The 23,079-nt window shown below is 45.7% G+C and carries 19 protein-coding genes; 13 read left to right on the forward strand and 6 right to left on the reverse strand.

The features are described from left to right. The first annotated feature begins 148 nt into the window (after nt 1–148). The 4 genes from PG915_RS20385 to PG915_RS20400 all read left to right on the forward strand — a co-directional run bounded on the left by PG915_RS20385 (nt 149) and on the right by PG915_RS20400 (nt 4,942). Nucleotides 149–1,156: a substrate-binding domain-containing protein gene (locus PG915_RS20385; protein WP_353498832.1), complete on the forward strand. Its 1,008-nt coding sequence runs from the start codon at nt 149–151 to the stop codon at nt 1,154–1,156. Nucleotides 1,157–1,162: 6 nt separating this feature from the next. Then, complete coding sequence (locus tag PG915_RS20390; RefSeq protein ID WP_353498833.1) at nt 1,163–1,879, forward strand: GntR family transcriptional regulator; 717 nt, start codon at nt 1,163–1,165, stop codon at nt 1,877–1,879. A 196-nt stretch (nt 1,880–2,075) separates the two neighbouring features. Beyond that, a complete protein-coding gene (locus PG915_RS20395) occupies nt 2,076–3,437 on the forward strand; it encodes a PTS transporter subunit EIIC (RefSeq protein ID WP_353498834.1) in 1,362 nt (453 codons plus the stop codon). Between the two features lie 77 nt (nt 3,438–3,514). Continuing rightward, nucleotides 3,515–4,942 (forward strand): sucrose-6-phosphate hydrolase, encoded by a 1,428-nt coding sequence (locus tag PG915_RS20400; RefSeq protein WP_353498835.1) that lies wholly within the window; start codon nt 3,515–3,517, stop codon nt 4,940–4,942. Between the two features lie 81 nt (nt 4,943–5,023). On the opposite strand, the gene PG915_RS20405 is transcribed toward PG915_RS20400, so the two are convergent. After that, nucleotides 5,024–5,203, reverse strand: coding sequence for a hypothetical protein (locus PG915_RS20405; protein WP_353498836.1), 180 nt, complete (start codon nt 5,201–5,203; stop codon nt 5,024–5,026). 621 nt (nt 5,204–5,824) lie between these two features. Between PG915_RS20405 and PG915_RS20410 the strand changes: the two genes are divergently transcribed. Next, nucleotides 5,825–6,940 carry a carbohydrate porin gene (locus tag PG915_RS20410; RefSeq protein WP_353498837.1) on the forward strand — a complete coding sequence of 372 codons (1,116 nt, stop codon included), beginning with the start codon at nt 5,825–5,827 and terminating at the stop codon, nt 6,938–6,940. A 79-nt stretch (nt 6,941–7,019) separates the two neighbouring features. On the opposite strand, the gene PG915_RS20415 is transcribed toward PG915_RS20410, so the two are convergent. Together PG915_RS20415 and PG915_RS20420 are read right to left on the reverse strand one after the other, a co-directional pair. Then, nucleotides 7,020–8,183, reverse strand: a complete 1,164-nt coding sequence (locus tag PG915_RS20415; protein WP_353498838.1) for a conjugal transfer protein TraF — start codon at nt 8,181–8,183, stop codon at nt 7,020–7,022. 238 nt (nt 8,184–8,421) lie between these two features. Continuing rightward, complete coding sequence (locus PG915_RS20420; RefSeq protein ID WP_353498839.1) at nt 8,422–9,792, reverse strand: YjiH family protein; 1,371 nt, start codon at nt 9,790–9,792, stop codon at nt 8,422–8,424. Nucleotides 9,793–10,090: 298 nt separating this feature from the next. On the opposite strand from PG915_RS20420, the gene PG915_RS20425 reads away from it, so the two are divergent. Both PG915_RS20425 and PG915_RS20430 read left to right on the forward strand, forming a co-directional pair. Then, on the forward strand, nt 10,091–10,717 hold the full coding sequence (locus PG915_RS20425; protein WP_353498840.1) for a hypothetical protein: 627 nt from the start codon (nt 10,091–10,093) through the stop codon (nt 10,715–10,717). Nucleotides 10,718–10,854: 137 nt separating this feature from the next. Beyond that, on the forward strand, nt 10,855–11,154 hold the full coding sequence (locus tag PG915_RS20430) for an isoamylase early set domain-containing protein (protein ID WP_353498841.1): 300 nt from the start codon (nt 10,855–10,857) through the stop codon (nt 11,152–11,154). Between the two features lie 125 nt (nt 11,155–11,279). Here the strand turns inward: PG915_RS20430 and PG915_RS20435 are convergent, their stop codons facing one another. Next, nucleotides 11,280–12,884: a BCCT family transporter gene (locus tag PG915_RS20435; RefSeq protein WP_353498842.1), complete on the reverse strand. Its 1,605-nt coding sequence runs from the start codon at nt 12,882–12,884 to the stop codon at nt 11,280–11,282. Nucleotides 12,885–13,485: 601 nt separating this feature from the next. Here PG915_RS20435 and PG915_RS20440 point away from each other — a divergent pair. The 5 genes from PG915_RS20440 to PG915_RS20460 all read left to right on the forward strand — a co-directional run bounded on the left by PG915_RS20440 (nt 13,486) and on the right by PG915_RS20460 (nt 19,650). After that, complete coding sequence (locus tag PG915_RS20440; RefSeq protein ID WP_353500175.1) at nt 13,486–14,691, forward strand: peptidoglycan DD-metalloendopeptidase family protein; 1,206 nt, start codon at nt 13,486–13,488, stop codon at nt 14,689–14,691. Between the two features lie 73 nt (nt 14,692–14,764). Then, nucleotides 14,765–15,115 carry a hypothetical protein gene (locus PG915_RS20445; protein ID WP_353498843.1) on the forward strand — a complete coding sequence of 117 codons (351 nt, stop codon included), beginning with the start codon at nt 14,765–14,767 and terminating at the stop codon, nt 15,113–15,115. A gap of 125 nt (nt 15,116–15,240) precedes the next feature. Continuing rightward, on the forward strand, nt 15,241–16,602 hold the full coding sequence (locus PG915_RS20450) for a DUF1800 domain-containing protein (RefSeq protein WP_353498844.1): 1,362 nt from the start codon (nt 15,241–15,243) through the stop codon (nt 16,600–16,602). A gap of 5 nt (nt 16,603–16,607) precedes the next feature. Beyond that, nucleotides 16,608–17,756, forward strand: a complete 1,149-nt coding sequence (locus PG915_RS20455; RefSeq protein ID WP_353498845.1) for a DUF1501 domain-containing protein — start codon at nt 16,608–16,610, stop codon at nt 17,754–17,756. A gap of 301 nt (nt 17,757–18,057) precedes the next feature. After that, complete coding sequence (locus tag PG915_RS20460; RefSeq protein WP_353498846.1) at nt 18,058–19,650, forward strand: ATP-binding cassette domain-containing protein; 1,593 nt, start codon at nt 18,058–18,060, stop codon at nt 19,648–19,650. Between the two features lie 76 nt (nt 19,651–19,726). Here the strand turns inward: PG915_RS20460 and PG915_RS20465 are convergent, their stop codons facing one another. Next, nucleotides 19,727–20,887 carry an MFS transporter gene (locus PG915_RS20465; protein ID WP_353498847.1) on the reverse strand — a complete coding sequence of 387 codons (1,161 nt, stop codon included), beginning with the start codon at nt 20,885–20,887 and terminating at the stop codon, nt 19,727–19,729. A 225-nt stretch (nt 20,888–21,112) separates the two neighbouring features. Then, nucleotides 21,113–21,826 (reverse strand): GntR family transcriptional regulator, encoded by a 714-nt coding sequence (locus tag PG915_RS20470; protein ID WP_353498848.1) that lies wholly within the window; start codon nt 21,824–21,826, stop codon nt 21,113–21,115. A 269-nt stretch (nt 21,827–22,095) separates the two neighbouring features. Between PG915_RS20470 and PG915_RS20475 the strand changes: the two genes are divergently transcribed. Continuing rightward, nucleotides 22,096–23,016 (forward strand): siderophore ABC transporter substrate-binding protein, encoded by a 921-nt coding sequence (locus PG915_RS20475; RefSeq protein WP_353498849.1) that lies wholly within the window; start codon nt 22,096–22,098, stop codon nt 23,014–23,016. Nucleotides 23,017–23,079 lie beyond the last annotated feature (63 nt).

Below are 23,079 nucleotides of genomic sequence, written 5' to 3' on the forward strand. Positions count from 1 at the left end.
TTTACTAAATCGATTTAGCAAAGAAAATGTGTTTTAATAGACACTATGATAGCGGCGCTAAAAATTGTGATCTGAAGCACGATCACGATCCGCAGTGAAGATCTTCTCTATATAAGACGCAACAAGCAGGAAGCATAAGTAGAACGCGATGAGCAAAAAGCTAAAATTGGCCGATATCGCACAATTAGCTGCGGTCTCTAAATCGACCGTCAGTTTTGTGCTGAATGGACATGCAGAAAAACACCGCATTAATAAAGAGACGGTGGCACGCGTGCTGCGTGTCGTTGAGGAGCATAACTATTCGCCCAGTGTTTATGCCAGAGCGCTCAAGTCGAAAAAGACTCAAACCTTTGGCTTGGTGATTCCAGATCTTACCAATATGGGTTTTGCTACGATTGCGAAAGCATTGGAACAGTTGTGCTTAACCGCGGGTTATCAGTTGCTGATTGCTTCTACCGATGACGATCCCTTGCAAGAGCAAAAAGCGGTGGCGAACCTTATTGAACGCCAAGTTGATGGCATGATGGTGGCCTCATGCTTAGATAGCGATGACTATTATCAAAGTCATATCAAAGATATTCCAGTAGTGTTTTTTGACCGAGAGGTGGAGTCCGAGCGCTATAGTGAGATAACGACGGATGCGTATGATTCCACGAAAACTATTGTATCTGCACTGGTAAAAGATGTGTCTGAATGTGCGTTTATCGGCGGACAACTCTCTTTATCTCCTAGCCGAGAGCGTTATCAAGGCTTCGTCGATGCTGTTCAAGAGGGGGGACAGTCGCTGCAACCTGAACTTGTCTTTAACCAAGATTATCAGCCTCAAAGTGGTTATGAGATGATGCAAAGCTGTGTTGAGAATCTCGGTCGGCTCCCTGCTGCACTATTTACTGGATCCTACTCACTATTAGAGGGGGTGCTCAGGTATCTAAATGAGCACAACCTAATGGCAGATGCCGCCCAGCAACCGATGCGCATAGCTACCTTTGATAACTATTCCGTGCTCGATTGTTTGCCACTGCAAATCGACTCTATCGAGCAAGATTGCCAACAGTTGGCGGTGAAGACGTTTGATTGTTTGCAAAAGACGCTGTCTAATAAGGACTATAAAAGCAAGATGAGCATCCCTGCTCACATTCATAATCGGAGACGCTAGCGCCACATGGACTCGAAATCACTACAACCTCTCTATATACAGATCGCCGATACGCTCAAACAACGTATTGATGATGGGCTATACCCACAAGGTTCCAAGTTGCCCTCTGAGAGTCAGTTAGTAGACAGTTTGGGGGTGAGCCGTGTGACTGTGCGCAAAGCACTTGGTCAGTTGGCCGATATTGGTTATACCGTTTCTGAAAAAGGGAAGGGGACTTATGTTGCGGTTCAAAAACTCAAACATGACTTTTTGGGCATGGCGGGCTTCGCACAAGAGCTGCAAGGTGCAGGCTTAGAAGCGAGCAACCAAGTTATCCATTTTGAAAAGACAGTGGCCGATGAAGCGTTGGCCGAAAAACTGCTGGTTGATCCGGGTTCTGAATTGTATCGATGCGGCCGTTTGCGTGTGGTCAATGGTGATGTCGTGTCTTATGAAGATTTCTACATTCCGGTTGCACTGCTGCCTGACCTCAATAAAGAGGTGTTGTCTGGATCTAAGTTTGCTTATTTAAAAGAGCAAGGCATCGAGATGGTAAAAACGCATCAAAAGATCAAGCCGTCATTGCCGAGTGAGTTCGTACAAGATAAGTTATCAGTTGAAGCGCTTGAGCCGATCTTGATCAACGAATCGATTAACTATCGCAGTGAGACTGAGCCGTATGAGTACTCCATTGTCTATTATAAGTCGAGTGTCTATGACTTTGAGATAGTAGCGAGGCTCTAGTTTCTACCAAGATCAATAAAACCACCTTTTGATAAGGTGGTTTTTTTATATGCCCTCTATCTATTATTGATTGTGATGACAAGCACGTTTCTCACGTTCAATACAACAAAAAGGTTTATCCTGTATTTTACCTGTATTACATTAATACACGTTGAATACAGGTTACTATTTTGTGCTCTTAGGAGAGAACGGAACCATGGCAAGAAATGCTAAAGTTGTCGCATCGCAAGTTATGGACTTGCTCGGTGGTGAAGGCAACATCGAACAGTTGACGCACTGCGCAACGCGTCTTCGCGTCGTCACCAAGGACGACTCAAAAGTTAACGCTGAAAAGCTAGGCGAAACAGAGGGAGTTCACGGTTACTTCTTTAAGAATGGCCAACATCAGGTCATTCTAGGTACCGGCTTTGTGGGTAAAGTGTTTGCTGAGCTCACTGGCAATGGTGAAGTAGACACAAGTGCAGCACCTAAGAAGGAAGCATCGGGTAGCACGTTTCAGCGCGTTACTCGAACTTTCTCAGACATCTTCGTTGCGATTATCCCTGCACTCGTTGCAACGGGATTGCTCATGGGACTGCGCGGACTGATCGTCAGTGGTTTTGGCGTTGAGCTGTCTCCGCAGCTGACGACACTTTCTCAGGTATTGACCGACACCGCCTTTATCTTTATCCCTGTTTTGGTCACTTGGTCAGCGATGCGCGTGTTTGGTGGCAACCCGGTATTGGGTATCGTGCTCGGATTGATGCTGGTGGCACCGCAGCTTGCCAATAAGTGGGATGTCGCCTTTGGTAACGCGGAAGCGCTAATGATTCCATTTATGGGCTTCGAAATTGCGGTGACAGGCCTGCAAAGCTCCATTCTACCTGCCGTATTTATGGGCTGGTTCGCCGCTATGGTGGAAAAGACGTCTCGTAAATATGTGCCAGAGGTATTGGATCTGATCCTTACCCCATTTATCACGCTTCTCGTGTCATTGATTGCTGGATTGGTTTTTGTTGGTCCGTTGCTATTAGGTATTGAGAAGTTCATTACTGATATTGTTGTTTACTTCCTGCAAATCCCATACGGCATAGGTGGTCTCATCTACGGCGGCGCCATTCAGTTTATGGCTGTGACAGGCATGCACCATACGATTGTTCCAATTACGATCGCGATGGTGACTGAGACAGGTTTCGACTACATCAACCCGCTCGGTACGGCGGCGATTGCTGGCCAATTTGGCGCGGCGATGGCAGTGATGACCATGCAAACCAGCAAGGTCAAAAAGTCAGGCATGTTTGGCGCGGCGCTGCCAGCACTGTTTGGTATCACTGAACCTGCGATGTTTGCGGTAACTCTACCTCGCGTTAAGCCTTTCTTGTACGGCTGTGTGGGTGGTGCGATTGGTGGCTGTATCGGTGCGATTGCAGGTATTGGCTCTGCAGGTACAGGTGCCACTATGCTTCCAGGTATGTTGCTTTACTTGGGCGGCGGTCTAGGCATGTATGTTGTTGTTATGCTAGTTGCAGCCTTGGTTGCCTTCGCAATGACCAAACTGTTCTACAAAGAAACAAACTAACACATTGATTTTATCCCCTCATGGATGAGCGAGTCACATGAGGGGATTTTTTATTTTGAGTTTTAAAGAGAGTCGTTATGGATTTTTCGAACCGTCAAAACCGTATGGTTAGGCTAGACGAAGTTTCGGATGAGTATTTGCAGCATATTGCGAAGCTCACCAAACAGGATCCTTATTATCCAAGCTATCACATTGCGCCAAAGCATGGGTTGGTGAATGACCCAAATGGTCTGTGTTATTTCAACGGTGAGCACCATATCTTTTATCAGTGGTTCCCACTTGGTCCTGTGCATGGTTTGAAGCACTGGTATCACGTGACGACCAAAGATTTTGTGCATTTTACTGACCGAGGTGTCGCGCTTTATCCAGACCAAGACTACGATCAACACGGTTGTCATACTGGAATCGCAGTGGTTGAAAATGAGCAATTGAACCTGCTTTACACTGCGCACTATGTGCCCGAGCCAGATTCTGGTCATCCGACGCAGATACTGGCGGTCATGGATAAAGAAGGCAAAGTCGAGAAAAAAGGGGTAGTGGTCGATTTCAACTCCGAGCACTACACTCATAACATGCGTGACCCTGTCACACTAAGGCGTGGTGATGACTACTATATGTTGATTGGTGCTGAAAGCCATCAGAATGAGGGAAAACTGGCAATCTATGGCGGTTCCTCTCTCGATAGCTATCAATATCTGGGTAATGTCGATATTGGCCTCGATAACTTTGGTTTCATGTGGGAATGTCCAAATTATTATGAGCAAGATGATAGGGGAGTGTTTATCTTCTCGCCTCAAGGCGTGACGTCTGAGAGTAAGTACGACTTAAAGAACGTCTTTTCTGTGGTCTATATCGTGGGCAAACCTATCGATACCGAGAAGCGTGTGTTTGAAAACCAAGGCTACTTTGAACTGGATAAGGGGTTTGATTTCTATGCCCCTCAAACCTACTTAGACCCGAAAGGCAGGCGAATTCTTATTGGCTGGCTTGGCAATTCTAAAAGTGAATACCCAACCGATAAAAACTATTGGGCTCACATGCTCACGCTGCCAAGAGAAGTGACGATTCGCGGTAATAAACTGATTCAGCAACCGCTAGAAGAGCTTAAAGCACTAAGACACACCACTCAACCGTTAACGACGAGCAACACATTGAGTAGTGCTGCATTTGAGCTAGAGCTATCCGTTGAAAGCAACTTCTGCATTGAACTTGCCAATGATAACGGTGACAAAATGGTGTTCTCGGGCAATAAAGAAGAGTGGATTCTGGATCGAACCGATGTGACAGAGGTACACGCTGCTGAGTTTGGCACAGTGCGTTTTGCTAAGCGCCTGAGTACTCAGAGTCGAGTCAGAGTGTTTGTCGATAACTCAAGTATTGAAATCTTCTGTGATGACGGGGAAACGGTGTTTACGTCACGTCTGTTCGTAGCGCAGCTTAGTCAGCTCCTGCTAACGGGTGCAGAAGGGAAGATTCATTATCTAAAGGGACTTCAGTATCAGTAGTGATATTTGACGCTCTCGTTATCAATAACAAAGGCCAGCAAATGCTGGCCTTTGTTTTGTCTATATTCTGGCGAGCGAGCTTTAACAGCGCTGCTTACTTGCGCTGACTTTGAGTATCATGGCCAGCTCTTCTTCAGTGACCAAGTCTTTGATCTGTTTCTCGCTCGATATGCGTTCAACAAACGATTTTACGTCTCTAAGTTGGTTAGTATCTAAATGATGAATGGCGTCAACAATGTCCTGCTCCAACGTTTGATTCATGCGACTCACTCCTCAATTACTTTCATATTGTTAACCTAGACCATATGCGCCTAATAGCAAGTTTATTTGCAGGCCGATGTGCCTTGTCTGACCACGGCACGACCGAGAAGTTGGCATCAAGAGGTGTTGTAGCGAGTTCTCCTTGATCGCGGTGCATCTGTACAACTTGTTAGTTAACTGCTGTTATGTCGACACGCAAATAACAATTACATTTGTGTTACATGCCCGGCCTGCAATTTAAACAAATAATTAATATTTTTATCAATCTGTAATTGTGACAAGCATCACTGTAAGACCGTTAATTCAATTAAAGTTCATATAAATTGAGTCAATAAATGTTTTTAAAGCTAAATGGATATTTATTTATATATAAGTTTTTGATTTTTATCATCTTTTGTATTTATCTAAAAGCGTGATTTAGATAGGCATTTTTAACTTATTAGGATTGATGGTGTGAATGAAATTGCCCAAAATTGCCCTCGTTCATTCGATAAATGATTTCAAGTTTTTTGTTTGATGTGACGTGTGAATGAGGCGCTAGGTTTATCCCTTCTCATTCACTACAAACAGAACGCTTTTAAATATAAAAAAAATAGTTAATTACAATCCCTGGGGTTAATAATGAAAAATACATTTAAGCTATCGCTAGCTGCAGTTTTGGTTTCTGCTGCTATGGGTGCAAACGCTGGTATCAGCATCGTAGATAACGAGACTGGTAACTTCTCTATCGGTGGTGACGTTGAATTTGACTTCAACTTCCAAGACCGCGAAGGTCAAGAGAACAACGAATTCAACCAATCTGGTCGTATTCTTCTTGAGTTTGCTGGCGAGCGCATCACAAACAACGGCCATGTTTTTCAAGTAAATGTTCAACCTTTGATGCAAAGCAACGGTGACGTCGCTCTGGATGATGCATGGTTTGCGTTTGGTGCACAAGATGGCTGGAACCTACGTATGGGTCGTTTTGAAGCATACGATATGTTCCCTGTGGGGCAAGATACCTTCCTAGAGTACTCTGGTGATACAGCCAATGACCTTTACCGTGATAACGCAGCATATGTATACCAAATGAAAGAAGGTCGTGGCCGTGGTTCTGACGGTCAAATCATGTATAGCCAAAACTTTGGTAACGTATACTTCGAGCTAGGCTCAATGATTGGTGATCGCTCTGTAGTATTCGGTTCACCAGCCGGTACTGAGGGAGCAGCAATGTACCACAATGCCGAAGTTGTAAATAACAAAGACTCTGTATTGATTCGCCCGGTCGTAGCATATCAAGCAGGTAACTTTGGTATTGCAGCATCTATGGAAGCTAACTTAGTTAAAGATGCGGTAATCACTAAGACTAGCGAAGTAGATATCTCTGACCGTAAAGGTTATGGTGTGACTGCAAACTACACGACAACTGACTGGAACCTTATCGCGAACTTCGCATATATGGATGCAGTTGACGAAGACAACATGACTGTTGGTGTGAACGCACTATACAAAGGCTTCGGTCTTGGTTACATCCACGCAAATAACGAGTACGAAAACAAGAAGCTATCGTACACAGAAGGTAAGGCGAAAGTAGACACAGTGTACGCGTCTTACGAGTTTGCAGATGTACTAGAAGTAGATGATTTCTCAATCTACCTAGGTGCTTACTACACAACTGTAGATGACCAAACAACTGCGAAAGTGTTTGAGGAAGATACAGACAAAGGTGTTCGTGTACGCTTCAAGTACTTCTTCTAAGCGCTTAGTCGTATAGAACAGAACTGCCAAATACATAAACGGAGCGATCATCGCTCCGTTTTTTCTATTTGCTTAGCAATTAAAACGTAAATGCTAAGTTCGCAGATGCGCCCAATTGATTGCTACCAGCGTAGTTGCCCGCAATATCTAGACTTACCACATCAAACGGACTCAAACCAATACCTGCAGTGATGGCACTGTCGACGTTGTCTTGCATGTCGATCTCATAACCTGCGCGAAGCTGTGCCCAATCCCAAGCATTACCCTCGATACCAAAACGTAGGAACTGAGTTTCATCGTTTAGGCTAGCAAAGCGCTCTTGCTTAGTAAGTTCAATGTCGACCGCAACGGTCACGAACTCGCCATTGTATGCAGAACCAATGGTTGCCATCGGGTTTAGCTTGTATGTATCAATCTTGGTCCCTTCGTAGGTCTGTACATCAATCTCTTGTTGAATGAGGTCACGAACCGATAGACCAAGACGCCAGTTGTTATAGTGCCATGCTGCGCCCAAATCGAAGTTAAAAGCGCTCTTTTCAACCATGCTATCTTCTGCATTGTCGGCATCGAAGTCGGCAACGCTTGCGATTAATGCGTACGTACGCAGCTTTTGAAACTTAGGCGTGATACCAAACGAGACATCTTGATCGGCAATGGTGAAGTTTTTGCCTAGCGCTAGGCCGAGCTCTGCACTAGCAAAAGCTTGCATTTGAACTTCAGAGTTCTCGTAGCGATTTTGAATATCTGTAGGAGTATCACCTTGGTTAGGTTCAATTAAAGGCGCTGCAATCGCTTCTGCGTAGCCACGAGCGTAGAGATTACTAGATACTAGGCTCGATGGAATCGCTACCGCAAAACCTAAGTTGGCACTTACGGTTGTCGGTTTGTTGCCTTCGAGTTGATCAAGTAGGCGGTTGATTTCGATTAGCTTTGCTTGTTCGCCTGACGGGTTTTTCTCGTACTCGTCGATCAACGACTGTAGATCGTCAAGCGTAGAGATACTTTCATCAGTATCGCGAGCGCTTACGCCAAATGTTGGAAGTAGTAGACCAACATCGTCACTATCCTTGTATGATGCCGTTAAGGCTGGGTTGTATAAGCCTGCCGTTAGATAGTCAGCCGAGGCTACGCCAGTGTTACCCATGGCGGCGCCGCGCGCTTCGATCATATTGTTAGCTGCATTCGATATAGTTGGAGTGGTGGCTGCCAAAACGATGGCGGCCACTTTAGTGATATTTTTCATTATTATGTCCTGCGATTCATTCGCATTAGTACTCATTATCCAATGAGTCTTATCTTTACGTACTTCCTTGCCGGAGTTCTGCAAAGAGCACGCCACTGCTTTGCTGTGAGTTATTCACACGCGAGCATATGATAATTGATATTTATATAAAGTAAACGACACATCATGTTGTTTTTATGGAATAAAAAAGGCTCACCTAAAAAGGTGAGCCTCATCAAGAGAAAAAGTGGTCTGCGATTTAGAAGATTAAATGCGCGACACCAGCGATCACAGGCAGTGTGATCAGCGTACGCAGAATAAAGATAGCGAACAGCTCAAAAATATTCACAGGGATGCGACTACCAAGCAGTAGGGCACCGACTTCTGACATGTAGATAAGCTGAGTTACCGACATGGCTGCGATGACAAAACGCGTCATTTCGTTATCAATCGATGCAGCGAGAATCGATGGGATGAACATATCAGCAAAGCCAACAACCATCGTTTTTGAAGCCGCTACGGCTTCAGGTACGCCAAGTAGTTCTAGATAAGGAATAAATGGTGTTCCTAGGATCTCAAATACCGATGTGTACTCAGCGATAACAAGAGCAACAGTACCAAGCCCCATCACGACAGGCAGTACGCCAAATACCATGTCGACAGCGTTCTTCACGCCTTCACCGAATACGGACTTGGCCGATGTCACTGTACCAGCACGCTGCAGCGCTAGATCTAAACCCCAAGAGAACGTGGTGTGGCCTTTTGGTGTGACTTCTGCGTCTGCTGATGGTTTAGTGCCATCGATAAATAGGTCTTTCTTGTTACGCAGTGGTGGCAAGCGAGGGATAATGACCGCCGCTACAATACCTGCCAAACAAATTGCGCCATAGAAAGGTAGGAATAGGTGCTCAAGCTCAACTTGGGCAATAACAACCAAGCTAAATGTAATAGATACTGCTGAGAATGTTGTACCAATCACCGCCGCTTCACGCATGGTGTAGAACTTGTTCTCATACTGTTTGCTGGTCAGAAGGATACCCACACTACCATCACCTAGCCAAGAAGCCATACAATCGATAGCGCCACGACCTGGTAGGTTGAACACTGGGCGCATGATTTTGCTCAGTAGTGCACCAAACAGTTCAAGCAAGCCAAAGTTCAATAGAAGTGGTAGAAGAAGACCCGCGAAAATAAACACGGCAAATAGCGTCGGTAGAAGGCCTTCTAGCACTAGACCACCCGTGTTTTCTTCCCAAATGGCTTGAGGACCCACTTGGAAGTAGGTCATGAGTACCGCGATACCGCCGATAACGCGAACCGCGAGCCACATTGGTGTTGGGTTAAACAAACCGTTTAAAAATTCATTGTTAGTAATGAAAGCAGGCTTAAAAATGCGTGACAAGACTGACGCTGCTGCCATCACTGCAATGATTGCTGTGACTAACGGAACAATGAAGTCGCCCACTGCCGCTTGTAAAGCTTTAGCAAGTACAGCAACAGGGATAGTTAGACCGCCATCGTAACTGATTGGGGCCATAAACAAGAATAGACCGATTAAAGACGGGATGAAGAACATCCAGAAATTGCCTTTTTTGCCGCTTTCCGGCACAGATTGAGCACTATTTTGCATTTTTCTCTCGTGTTACAACTAGTTAATAATGACGACGTCCTTCGCCTATTTATTCACTAAACATCCATATTTGTGCATTGAGCGCAAGATTACTCTTTTTTTTGAATGCTGGCAATACTATTCATCATTTAAGGGTAATTATTCACTATATGGTTCTACAATAACCAATAATACGCAACAGAATGTATGGTGAGTGTTGGTGTGAGTATGCACAAAGTATAGTGGGGATTGATGCTTTCGGCGTTTTCAAGAACGCGCTAAACTGTAATGATTGAAAAAGTTATTGAGAATTATAACAATGCCTAGGAAGAAGCTCCCAGTCCCCCTGATTCTATTGATCCCTCTTTGTTTACTCGCCGTTGTTATCGTGGCGGGAGTCTATCGGTTCTCCCTTTCTGATGAAGAGATACTTGCTAAATTCCCTTCGCAGCAAAGCTTACAAGCAGATCCTGTTGTTGAAGCAATATTGGGTCTTCAAGTGCCGAACCCTTGGACGATTCAAGTGCCAGAGACGAGTGCGTTTTCATTACTAACAGATATCGATGCGGAGAAACAGGTCGCAGCAGGAAGTTACGATGACGGTATGGAGCGAGGTAATGTTTACCTTCTTTACCGTTACCAGCAGGCAATTTATGACGGCAAGTCTCTTGCGGGAATTGCTATTCCGTTTGCTGTGAGTAACCAAGGCTCCGGCGTGTTCTATTACCTCGGGCTATTCAAATGGGACAGTTCACGTCAGCGAGTGATTCTATCTGATGCGAAGTTTGCCGGCGATCGAATAGCACTTTTAACGCTCACAAGAATGGACGATCGGATGACACTGGCGTTTAAGAGTCACGGGCAGTACCAGTCGATGAGTGAAGCGCCTGATGAAAATGAGACTCTAACGTGTGAAGCGAAGTCGTTCAAATGGGTCGGTTGTTAGCCAGTTTTTTACACCGACCGTGATCCCTCCTATAGCTTTTGGAAATAAATGGTTGCGAAATGCACACTTGAGAATGTGACATTAATTACATAACATGGACTTTTGATGTTGTTATTTTTAGACAAATGGAGCTTGCGATGATTAATAAGCGCTTTTTTAAAACAAAAGATGAAGTAGAAGTCACCTTTGAGTTAGATGCGACCAATGTGGACAGTGTGGTTTTGATGGCTGACTTCTTGGATTGGCAACCGACCCCAATGAAAAAGGTCGCCAAGACGAAGTCCTTTAAGTACAAAACTCGTTTGCCAAAAGATGCGGAGTTTCAGTTCCGTTACTTAGTAAACGAAAGTGAGTGGGTAAACGACGCTCAAGCAGACCAGTATGTCCCGAACGGTTTTGGCGCTGACAACTGTATTGTTAAAACCGCGCAAGCGTAATTCTTTATAGATACATAGGCGATACTCGACGTTACAATTAAAAAAAGCCGCTCACTTTATTCAGTGGGCGGCTTTTTTAATCATCGCGATTTAAAGTGAACCGAAATCGGCTTACCTCTTAAGCGCTAGTTGGGCTTGTTATGGGCTACTTCTGGCTTTTCAACCTCAGTCAACATGCCTTTAAGAAGACTCACACAGCCTAATATCAGAATAAGAGTAAACGGCAGTGCAGCAATGATGGTTATGGATTGCAGCGCTTGAATGGAGTCTGTACCGCCAATCCATAGCATGACCATGGCAATGACAGCAGAAATTACAGCCCAAACAACCTTCTGTTTGATTGGTAGCTCAAGTTTGCCACCTGCCGTCATGCTATCGACAACGATAGAGCCAGAGTCCAATGTGGTCACAAAGAATACAACGATTAGCGCGACCGCAATCAGCGACAGAATATTGCCGATAGGGTAAGCATCAAGCATGTAGAACAAGCTTAGTGAGACATCTGTGATTCCCTGCTCCATGCCAAGTAGGCCAACTTTGTCGATGATCTGTTGGATTGCAATACCACCGAAGAAAGACATCCATGCAGTTGTAACGATCGTTGGAATGACAAGTACGCAGACTAGGAACTCACGAATGGTTCTACCTTTCGAGATGCGTGCTACAAACATACCGAAGAATGGCGCGTACGCAACCCACCAAGCCCAGTAGAAGACCGTCCAGCCGTGCAGCCATGTGGTATCTTCACGTCCAGCAGTTTGGCTCAGCGGGATGATGTTTTTCACATAACCCACAATCGATGTAGTCACAGAATCTAGAACGGTAGTGAAGTTCAAAATACCCATGACACCAAGGAAGACGAAGGCAATGATCATATTGAGGTTACTAAGCACCTTAACACCACCATCCATGCCACGTACAACGGATACAATAGCTAAACCCATGATGGTCAGAATGATAGCAATTTGGAGCAATAGGCTGTTCTCTAGACCAAATACGTGGCTGATACCACTTGCCGCCTGTGAGCCGCCCAGTCCAAGTGACGTAGCAAGACCAAACAAGATAACCAGAACTGCCATCACATCGATAATGTCACCCACACGTCCCCATACTCGGTCTCCCAATAGAGGGTAGAACACAGAGCGCATAGAAAGAGGAAGCCCCTTGTTATAAACAAAGTAGGCCAGCGAGAGAGCCGTCATTCCGTAAATAGCCCACGCGTGCAATCCCCAGTGGAATACGGTAGCTCCCAATGCTGCTTCACGGCCTTCTGGCGTGAAAGGTTCCGCATTGAGCGGCGTACCGAACCAGTTAGTGAAGAATGCGGTAGGCTCAGCCACACCCCAGAAGATAAGGCCGATACCCATACCTGCGGCGAATAACATTGAAATCCAGGATAAAGTGGAATAGTCAGTTGTGGCATTGTCGCCGCCTAGGCGAATTTTACCCAGCGGTGATAGGGCAATAAGGATCGCAAAGATCAGAAGGATATTCGCGCCCCACATAAAGACGAAATCGAACTTAGATAGCGCTGCGGCTTTAACGGCGTCAATGGCAGCTTTGGCATCTGCAGGGGAAAGAACTAAAAGAGTGACAATGAAGAGGATGGATAGACCCGCTGAAGCGGTGAAAACTGTATTGTGGACATCCATGCCCCACTTAGTGATGTTGTCTTGGCCGACTTGATAGTCAGTTGAATCGATACTGTATTTTTGAGATTTGAAACTCATAATTATGAGGTTTACATATTCGTGTAGACGAATATAAAGACCAACTCCATGTTTATTGAACTACTGATTAGAATTCGAAATTCCTGTGACTAAAACAATTTTCAATCAGAGGTTTATGATGAAATTATCCGTTTTACATCTAATCCTGAGCTGACAATTCTATCATATCTAGGCAATCATATGGGGATGGATATGAATAGAAAGTGTAATTAAAGGCATTGATATGCTACTAATTCTGCGATAGAGCAAGTGTTGAACGTCGCCAGAATTTTCACATAAGTTGCCGATAAAGCTCTTCTTTCACGCAGTTCTACGCTGTTCAAGTAAATTCAAGCAGTTAGATAATCTTGGAACTGATGCCTGAAAAATGGGCGAGATTGAATAGATGACAAACGTCGCTTTTTTACACTCTCATCACATGTTTTACCTGACTTTTCCCGACATTTGGGTGCATTTAAAATAGGAAACGATTACTCTATTGGCTCAATTTACGACATGCATCGGAACCATTGTGCAATCGAATCAACCAGCAGGCGGATCAACCACGGCTAAGAATCCGTCTCGAAAACTCAAAACAAGCATCGCTTTTGGACTGCCTTTTATGGCAGCGTTTGCTTTTCTTCACAGCTTACCTGACTCAAATATGAAGGGTACCATTGATCTTAACCTCAATGATTCTCCAGTCGTTGCTGTGCTTTCTGAAGAACCGCCAAAAGCTGAATTGCCACCTAAATACGCTTACAAAGTAAAATCTGGTGATAGCCTAAGCCAGATCTTTGACCAACTGGGTTTTCCTTACAGTGACATGATGTCTGTAATGGAAACCGACTTGAACTTCCTTGTGCTCGACACTTTAAGACCGGGCGACAGATTGCGCTTTTGGCAAAGTGAAGCGACCGGTACGCTAAGCAAACTTGAAGTTAGCCGTAGTGTCGCTGAAAAAGCAGTGTATGCTCGCTTAGATGATGGAAGCTACGAGTTCAAAGATATTTCGATCCCGGGTGAATGGGAAAGCGCCGCTATGGTTGGTAGTATCAACGGCAGCTTCTCTGCCTCTGCGAATAAACTCGGGCTTAACCCAAGAGAAATCGACCAAGTCGTGACCTTGCTAAAAGATAAGATCAGCTTCACGCGTGACTTGCGTGCTGGCGATCGCTTTGAAGTGGTGAAAAATAGCCAATTTGTCGATGGTACCCCAACTGGGAATTCGGAGATCCAAGCGATTAAGATCTTCAACCGCGGCGCGATGTACTCAGCTTACCTGCATACCAACGGTCAATACTACGATGCAAAAGGCGATAGTTTGCAGCGTGCGTTTATGCGTTATCCGGTGAAAAACCACCGCATTACTTCTGGCTTTAACGCAAATCGTCGTCACCCAGTGACCGGGCGTGTTTCTCCACATAATGGTACGGACTTTGGCGTTCGCACCGGTACCAATGTCTATACGACGGGTGATGGTGTTGTAGCTATGGTGCGCAATCACCCATACGCAGGTAAGTACGTGGTTGTGGATCATGGTGGTCCGTACAAAACGCGTTATCTTCACTTGAGTAAAATCTTAGTGAAGAAAGGACAGAAAGTGACACGAGGGACTCGAATTGGTTTGTCTGGTGCAACAGGTCGAGTCACCGGCCCACATTTGCATTACGAGTTGATTTCCCGTGGAAGGCCAGTAAATGCTATGCGAGCTAACATTCCTATGGCAGACTCTGTCCCGAAAAACGAACTCAAGCAGTTTATCGCGCGTCGAGACGAACTGGACGCTATGCTTGAGAAACAAGAGACCAAACTGGCGAGCCTATAATCTCTAAGATTTTTAAGTGCTGCGGCTTGGTCTGCAAATAACACTTGGTCTGCAAATAATAACGGTGTAATGCATGCAACAATTAGAATTTCAGCTGCTGGTCATGCAGCTGTGTGAGTTGAAAACACTTCCAGACGCATTGAGCAAGCTGAAAAGCTCTGAAAACCTAGAAGTCAAAGAAGCGGCAGAGAGCCTAACAGGTCAGTTCGCATTGGCGACAGTTGATGGTGAAGAGCGTATCTATCACGTATTTAACGACGTTGATGATAATGGTGAAGAGCAAGAGTACGCTGAGCACATCATGAACGAAGGTGACGACGTGATTAAGTTTGTCGCATGGTTCTTCGATGTGATGTTTGAAATCAAGCAAAGCGATACTTACAAGACAGCAGGTAAAACTTACCGTCAGCCAAAACGTTCGTAATCGTTAACTGATCAAACAGCAGCGGCGCTCAATAATGAGCGCCGCTGCTGTTTTTGCTGTTTGTGATTGGGCAATTTGGCGTGAATGTGCAATGCTTTTTGTATGCTCCCGTCATTGAGGTTGTCATGGAGAAATCACAGTCCGCACAATATATTGTCTCGCAGCGTTTTGGTTTTGGTCCAAGGGTGGGGGATGCAAAACTCGCCGCTTCACTCAATGACCAACTCAAGTCTCAGCCTTATGTGAACAAAGCAATCACGTCGCTGCCTACCACTGATGAGCTGCTTGCTCATATGGGTGATCTCAACCGTCGCCGAAAAGAATCTATGACGGAAGAAGAGAAAAAGCTGTTCACCAAATCGAACAATGCGTTTTTCCAAGAAAGCTATCAAGCATTGGCGACAGCTCGAAACCAGCAAACGTTAGCCACACCACTTGGATTTCAAGAGCGCCTTATCCAATTTTGGAGTAACCATTTCGCTGTATCTGCGGATAACCGCCGCATTCGACCTATTGCTGCTGGTATCGAAAATGAAGTGATTCGTGAGCTTTGGAGTATCGATTTTCCATCGATGCTGCTTGCCGTGTGTCAGCACCCGACCATGCTGATCTATTTGGATAATCATCGTTCGATTGGTCCTGGATCCAAGGCGGGTCAAAAGCGCAATAAAGGACTCAATGAGAATCTCGCGCGAGAAATTTTGGAGTTGCATACTTTAGGAGTCGATGGCGGTTACTCCCAAAACGATGTCATAGAGTTAGCGCAAGGCCTAACGGGTTGGAGTGTCAGCTTCAAAGCAGCGCGTCCCGGCTATCAGTTTGTCGAGGACATGCATGAGCCGGGTGCCATCAACGTGCTTGGTCAGGTGTATGACCAAGCAGGTGAAGAGCAAGGCATCGCCTGTTTGCGCGACCTGGCTAACCATGAAAATACCGCAAGGCATTTGTGTCGCAAGCTGGTGGAGCATTTTTATGGTACTGGACACGCTTCTTTAATCGATGAGCTGACCAAGGTGTGGCTCGACAATCAAGGTATGCTGATCCCTGTATACCTCACGTTAATTAACTCACCACTGAAAAACAGTTCCGAGCAATTGCGCTTTCGCACGCCTCAAGAGTGGTATTTTTCAGTTCTTCGAAGTGCCAATTTTGAGCCGAATCCAAGGCAAATGATTCAGCACCTGAGACTGTTAGGTCAGCAGCCCTTTATGTCTGGCTCGCCTGCGGGTTGGCCTGATAGCGATGCTGATTACAATTCTTCATCGGCGCTAAAGCAGCGCTGGCAAGTCGCGGATCAAACCGCCAAACTGGTTGTGAGGCAAATGGAGCGCAGTAAACAAAATGTCGATGACAAACTGATACAAATGATTCAAAGGCTGTACGGCAGTGAAGTTGATGAGCATGTTCTTACGGCGATAGATAAAGCGCAAGATCCTGTCTCCAAGCTTGTCGTGCTTTGGATGAGCCCACAGTTTCAATATAGGTAAAGACGATGACGACAAGACGAGATTTTATTAAAGGCGTTGGCGCGGCATCTCTGGTTGGTTTGCTGCCCAACTTATCGTTTGCTTCTACTCAATCACCTAACAAATTGGTTTGGATAACGCTACGTGGCGCTATGGATGGGTTGAATGTTGTAGTGCCAACTTTTGATGATGACTATTATGCGCTGCGTCCAAACATCGCGATAGCGAAAAGCGACCTTAAGCCGCTCGATAAAGGTTTTGGCTTACACCCATCGCTAGTGAATGTTCATCAGTGGTATCAGCAAGGACAAGCGGCATTTGTCCATGCCAGTGCGACGAATTACCGACAGCGCTCTCACTTTGATGGTCAAAAAGTACTAGAAAATGGCACCTCCGATCCGTTCGATCCCATTGGCTGGATGAACCGTTACTTGGCAACGCAGAACTCTCAAGTAACATCGCAGCAAGCAATTGCGATTGATGCGGGTATGCCGCTCATTGTGCGCGGTGATGTTAAAGTCAGTAGCTGGTTTCCCCATAAACTCAAAGCTAAGCAGCAACAGGCAGATTTGCTTGCAGAGCTATTCCAAAATGATGAGGTGTTATCGGCCAACTTTGAAGATGCGGTGAAACTTGAATCCATGACCTCAAGTGGCAACCAAAGCAAACAATTTGCAGGCTTAATGCGCCAAGCTGGAGAGTTTATGAGGGCACCTAACGGTCCCAATATTGCTGTACTAGAGCTAGGAGGGTGGGATACCCACTCTGCGCAAGGTACGGTCAAGGGGCGACTTAGCAATCAACTGACCAAACTAGACAAAGGACTGGCAGCTCTCAAAGAGGCACTAGGTGAACAGTGGTCAAAAACCGTTATTATCGCCGCCAGTGAGTTTGGTCGTACCGTGGCAGAAAACGGCACTAAAGGTACCGATCATGGCACAGCCAACGCTATGTTTGTGCTTGGAGGCGCATTGAAGAAATCTGAAGTTATCACCGAGTGGCCTGGGCTTTCTGAAGCACAGCGCTATCAAGGGCGTGATTTGGCACCAACGACCGATACTCGTGCCGTGATTAAGGCGGTGTTAAAACAGCATATGGGAGCAGATAGCACTGCTTTGACTCAAGTTTTTCCAGGCGCACCAGAGCCACTGGCTCTAAATGGTTTACTTGGCTAGTGAGCACTAGCGCTTTATTTTGCGATCCTGTTGGCAGTCTCGGGTTTTGAGGCTGCCACCGTCGCTCAATTGTGTATAATCCGTCCCATCACTTCCCTAGGAGCGCACGCCTACATGAACAACTAACTCAATTTCGAACGTTTTATACAAGTAACTTTTGAAATCGCAGAGTTAGTGGGCGTTGGCTCGTTCTATATTTTTGTCTACTGATCATGGTATCGCTACTGGTCTAGACATCACTACTTATCACGACATTACTGTATGTGCTGCCATGCGTCTCATGCTCTGCCAAGGAGGATGTATGACTGCTATTCATGCTATTCATGCTATTTCACTATCAAAACAATTTTTAGATGGACAAGATCTGTTTAACGAACTCTCGTTCACGATTCCATGCGGTGTTACCGCTCTAGTAGGGAAAAATGGATGTGGCAAAAGCCACTTAGCCTCAGTATTGGCTAAGCAATCTCAACCGACAAGCGGCAGTGTTGAGTGGGAAGGCGGCCTCAAGTCCGTGGGGGTTTACCTTCAAGAAGCATCGCCCGATGATTTTGAGTGCTCGATAGCCGCCTACTTAGGTGTTGAAGATAAGCTCGAAGCACTTAAACACATTTCTGAAGGGGCAACCGACAGTAAGTGGTTTGAACGTATTTCAGACTCAGACTGGCTGTTGGAGCAAGTACTTGCCGATTTAATGGAGACACTGCGACTCCCCAAAGTTCTAAACACTAAATTGAGCCGTTTAAGTGGAGGACAGAGAGCGATTATTAGGCTCTATCGTTTACTCCACCAAGAGCACGATGCTTGGATCCTCGATGAGCCCACCAATCATCTAGATGCAAAGCACATTAAATGGCTAGTAGCGACGCTACAGAAACGTCATGTGCCCATTTTAGTGATCAGTCATAACATCACTTTTTTGAATAACACGGATCGCATTTTAGAGCTCAACAGTTTGGGTATCACTTGTTTTGGCGGTGGTTTTCAAGGCTACCTTAAACAAAAAGAGGAGAAGATAGCTGCTATCAATAAGATGGCGAAAATGTTGGAGAAAGCCCGAAAAGTAAAGATTGAGAGAGCCCAGCGCCGCGAAATAACCGCCCAAAGGCTCGCTAGTCGAGGAGAGAAGCAGCGAGCTTCAGGCAGTCAGCCCAAAATATTAATGGATGGTAAGAAGCAGGGCGCACAATTGGCAAACGCGGCAGTCAAAGCACAAAGTGAGCGTCAAATGGCCGAACTTGACCAAAAGCTGCAGGATGTGAAATCACAGCTTGAGCAGTTCAAGCCACAAAAATGGTATACCTGCGAGGCTCAGTCTGGTGGGCGAGTGAAGGTGCATTTTGAAGACTTTAGCCACTCGCTCATCGGATCGGAGCCAATTAACCAGCAGATACTCTCCGGCGAGCATGTTTGGCTCAAAGGGGCTAATGGCTCTGGAAAATCCACCTTGTTGCGCCTGTTGGAGGGGGGCAATCATTCGAGCTTTGGTGGACATTTCACGGTAAATGGCGAGTGCTTCTATCTTGATCAGCATTTCTCCTTTTTAGACGCTGAGGTTTCTATGCTGGATATGGTCTGTCATCGCTGTGAAGCCTTGAACATACCCAAGGCACGAACGCTTTTGGCTGGCATTGGCTTTCGGCGTGAAACAGTGCATCAAAGCGTGTCAGCACTTAGCGGAGGAGAAAAAATGAAGCTCGCGATGTTGATCGCCTCGCACCAATCACACACCTCAATTTTGCTGCTGGATGAGCCCGATAACCATCTTGATTTGGAGGCTAAACAGCAGTTGATTGGAGCAATTAATGGCTACCAAGGTACAGTGATCCTTGTTAGTCATGATGAAGGGTTCGTTGGACGATTGGTGATTGATAGAACCATTGAACTAAGTTGAATGTTGGGTTCCAAAGCGTTGTTTGCTAATAAACGAGTAAAATTGAAAAAGGGTCACGATTGTGACCCTTTTACTTCTATTCTCCCGCCACCAAGTGGTTTTTGGTGCGAATGCTTGCGATAAACATGTAGATAGCGGTCGCCATCATGGTTGCTAGCAGGTATGCCATCAAACCTTGGGTGCCATTCATAAACCAGTCTGCAATCACAGGACCTGCTACTGAGCCAATGCTGTAGCAGAAAAGCATCACTTGAGTCGCTGACACAATAAAGCTTTCATCAAGCTTGTCACAGCCAAGGTTAATCGCGATCGGGTAGAGCGCGAACGTGGCCATGCCAATCAAGAATAGGCTGATGGCAAGTACGCTCAAGTCATCGCTCAAAATCACTAAACCCACGCCAAACACACCGAGTAGGCAGAATAGACCCATTAGCGGTGTGCGCCCAGCTACTTTAATCAGTGCTGGAACAATCGTTTGTACTGCCATACCGCCAAGAATGACTAATGCCATTAATGCACTTAGGTTGGTCTGTGACACGTTGCGATGTGTCAGCTCTACCGGCATTAAACCGTAGATTGAGCCGAGTGTCAGACCCGATACGATACAACCAATAATGGCGGCATGGTTCAGCTTCGCAACTTGTTTGAGTGACAGTGTCGCTGAATGTGCGCTTTGTGGCTGCTGAGTTGGTATAAACATTAGCACTAGAATCGCAGCACTAAGTATAGATAGAATCACCACAAACGGCACGCTACCTTCGATTCCAATGAAACCGATGCCAAGCTGACCCAGAGCAGAGCCACCGTATAGTGAGCCCATGTATAGGCCTAGGCGTTTTGCTCGGCTTGACTCGTCACCCACGAGTAACCATGACTCAACAATGACAAATACGCCTGCAACCGCGATACCCGCAACAAAACGTGCTATCAGCCATGCCCAAGCGATAGAGACAAGCGGCAATACAACGATGGTTGCGATAAATAGCACCAAGCAAGCAATAAATGCGATACGGTGACCCACGTGTTTAACCGCTGGCTCAATAATCACAGCGCCAACTAATAGACCCGCATAAAACACACTTGCGAGCCAACTTGCGTTGCTTGCATCTATGCCATACTGATTGAGCATCAACGGGATCAAGCTCATTAGATAGCCTGATGCCACAGCATAGAGTGATAGCGCAATAACAGGAACTTTAAAGCCAGTTTTTACTGCGAAATCAGTTGTGTTTTCCACTCGCGGAGCCTCCAAATTTAGTCGTGGGGAATCAAAAAATGTAAGATTTGATGAAGTTTTCGCCGCGACTATGAGGCTTTAGGGGAGGTGAGTAAAACGAAAAAAAATGACCTTGACGACAAAGAGTGCTTATCGTCAATGTGGGCAAATTTTGCTAGTTAAAATGAGGATTATCGACGCTGAAATAAGGCCTTATTTCAGCGTGTATGTGGAGGAGTGCGAACGTTAAACTTTAAAGAAGTTAGTGGCGAACTTATAGCTCTCCCAGCGATGTTTTACATTCGAATACTCAAAAATCTCGCCGTCATCGAGATATACCACCTGCTCAACGTTGACGAGTGGCTCACCCTCAGAGATTCCAAATTCCTTGGCGTAAAACTGACTCGCCTTGACCACGGTAATTTCCATCGTTGAACTGTGTATCTTTAGGCCAAGTTTATTGGTGATGAAGCTGTAGATGGAGTCCTCTGCGTGCTCACGTTTTAGACCCAAAATGATACTGATCGGCATATAGGTTTCTTCTAGCGAAGAGGCGATGCCGTCAATGATGCGCAGTCGGGTGGTGTTATAGAGCATGTCTTCTACATCACAGTTAAGGCGCTTGGCAACATGCTCATTGGCCGGCACTACCTGAAATTCGAGTACTTTAGTCGCAACGGACTGACCATTAGCGAGGACATTGGCTTTGGTGCCATGTAAGTGGGCGTAGCTTGCATTACCCAGCGGTCTTTTAACAAACGACCCCGAACCTCGCTTTCTAACGACCAAACCTTCTGTGACCAGTATATCTAGCGCTTTTTTTATCGTCAGTTCACTACAGCCGAACTCTTCGGCCAGCTCACTACCACCAGGTAGTTTTTGTGTTGTGGAGTATTGCCCACTCAAAATGCGCTGCTTGATCGATTGGTAGATATCGGAGTATTTCGCTTTGGTGGTCATAGTGTCGCGCTGTCTATAAGTCGATGATTTTCGACATAGTATGACAAAACGCGCAGGAGTAAAAACAATAGCGATGATTTAACAGCGTTTTGGAGAGATCGGCGCAAGACTTCTAGGAAGAGGCGAGCTCCAGGTGCTTCTAGATCAGAGGATTATTGAGCTAGGACAATAAAATCACTATTGATTATGAAAATGATATTGATTCCTATTTTACAGTAAGTGATAATGAGCGGGTTAACTATAACCATAAAGTATATAAGGAAATCGGAATGAGTCAGTCCTTTGGTTTCGTCAAGCGTTTGGCGCTAACCCTTACCGCAAGTCTAGCTTTGGCCGCTCAGGCCAGTGCCGTTACTATTCAGCATTTTAAAGGCACCAGTGAGTTTGATGGCACACCAAAGCGTGTCGTTGTACTGGGCAATGGTAGTCTAGACGTGTTAGACCGTATTGGTGTGAAACCTGTAGGCGCGCCTCACTCACTGCTTCCAGAATACCTAGCTGACTACAAACAAACGACAGGCAACACAGGCTCTGTCGGTGAGCCGGATTTTGAAGCCATCTTTACCTTGAAGCCTGACGTAATCATCGCAGAAAGTCGCATGCTTCGCGTATACGATGATCTTAACCAGATTGCACCTACCGTCATGTTCTACGTTGATAACGGTCAGTACTGGCAAGACGCGCAAGCAAACTGGCGTATGCTAGGTAAGCTGTTTGACAAACAAGACGAAGTGGAAGCGCTTATCGCTGAAACTCAGCAGCAACTAGACAACGCATCATCTAAAGTCGCGAAGCAAAATCTAAATGCGCTGATGCTAATGAACAACGGCAGCAACGTCGCCATGTTCAATAAAGGTAGCCGCTTCTCAATTGTGTTTGATGATTTTGGTTTTGCAGAGTCTAGCAGCAAAAACGTAGCACCAATTGAAGGCTCGCACGGTAATCTTATTTCATTCGAATATGTTGCAGATGCTCAGCCAGAAGTTATCTTCATTCTTGACCGCGAACAAGCGATTGGCCGTAGTACTGGTAAGGCGAAAGAGCTGTTCAACAACCCGTTAGTGGATTCAACACCAGCGTCGAAAAACAACAAGATTGTCTATATCGATCCAAACGCCTGGTATATCTCGGGTGGCGGTGTAACCGCAACGCAAACCATGATCAGTGATATCGACAAAGCATTGAACTAATTTGTTATTCATTAAAAGTCTCTGCTAATTAGCAGAGACTCTTCTCGTTAAGTATCTTATTAG

This window comes from Vibrio sp. CB1-14 (genome assembly GCF_040412085.2).
In the GTDB taxonomy this organism is placed as follows: Bacteria; Pseudomonadota; Gammaproteobacteria; order Enterobacterales; family Vibrionaceae; genus Vibrio; species Vibrio chaetopteri.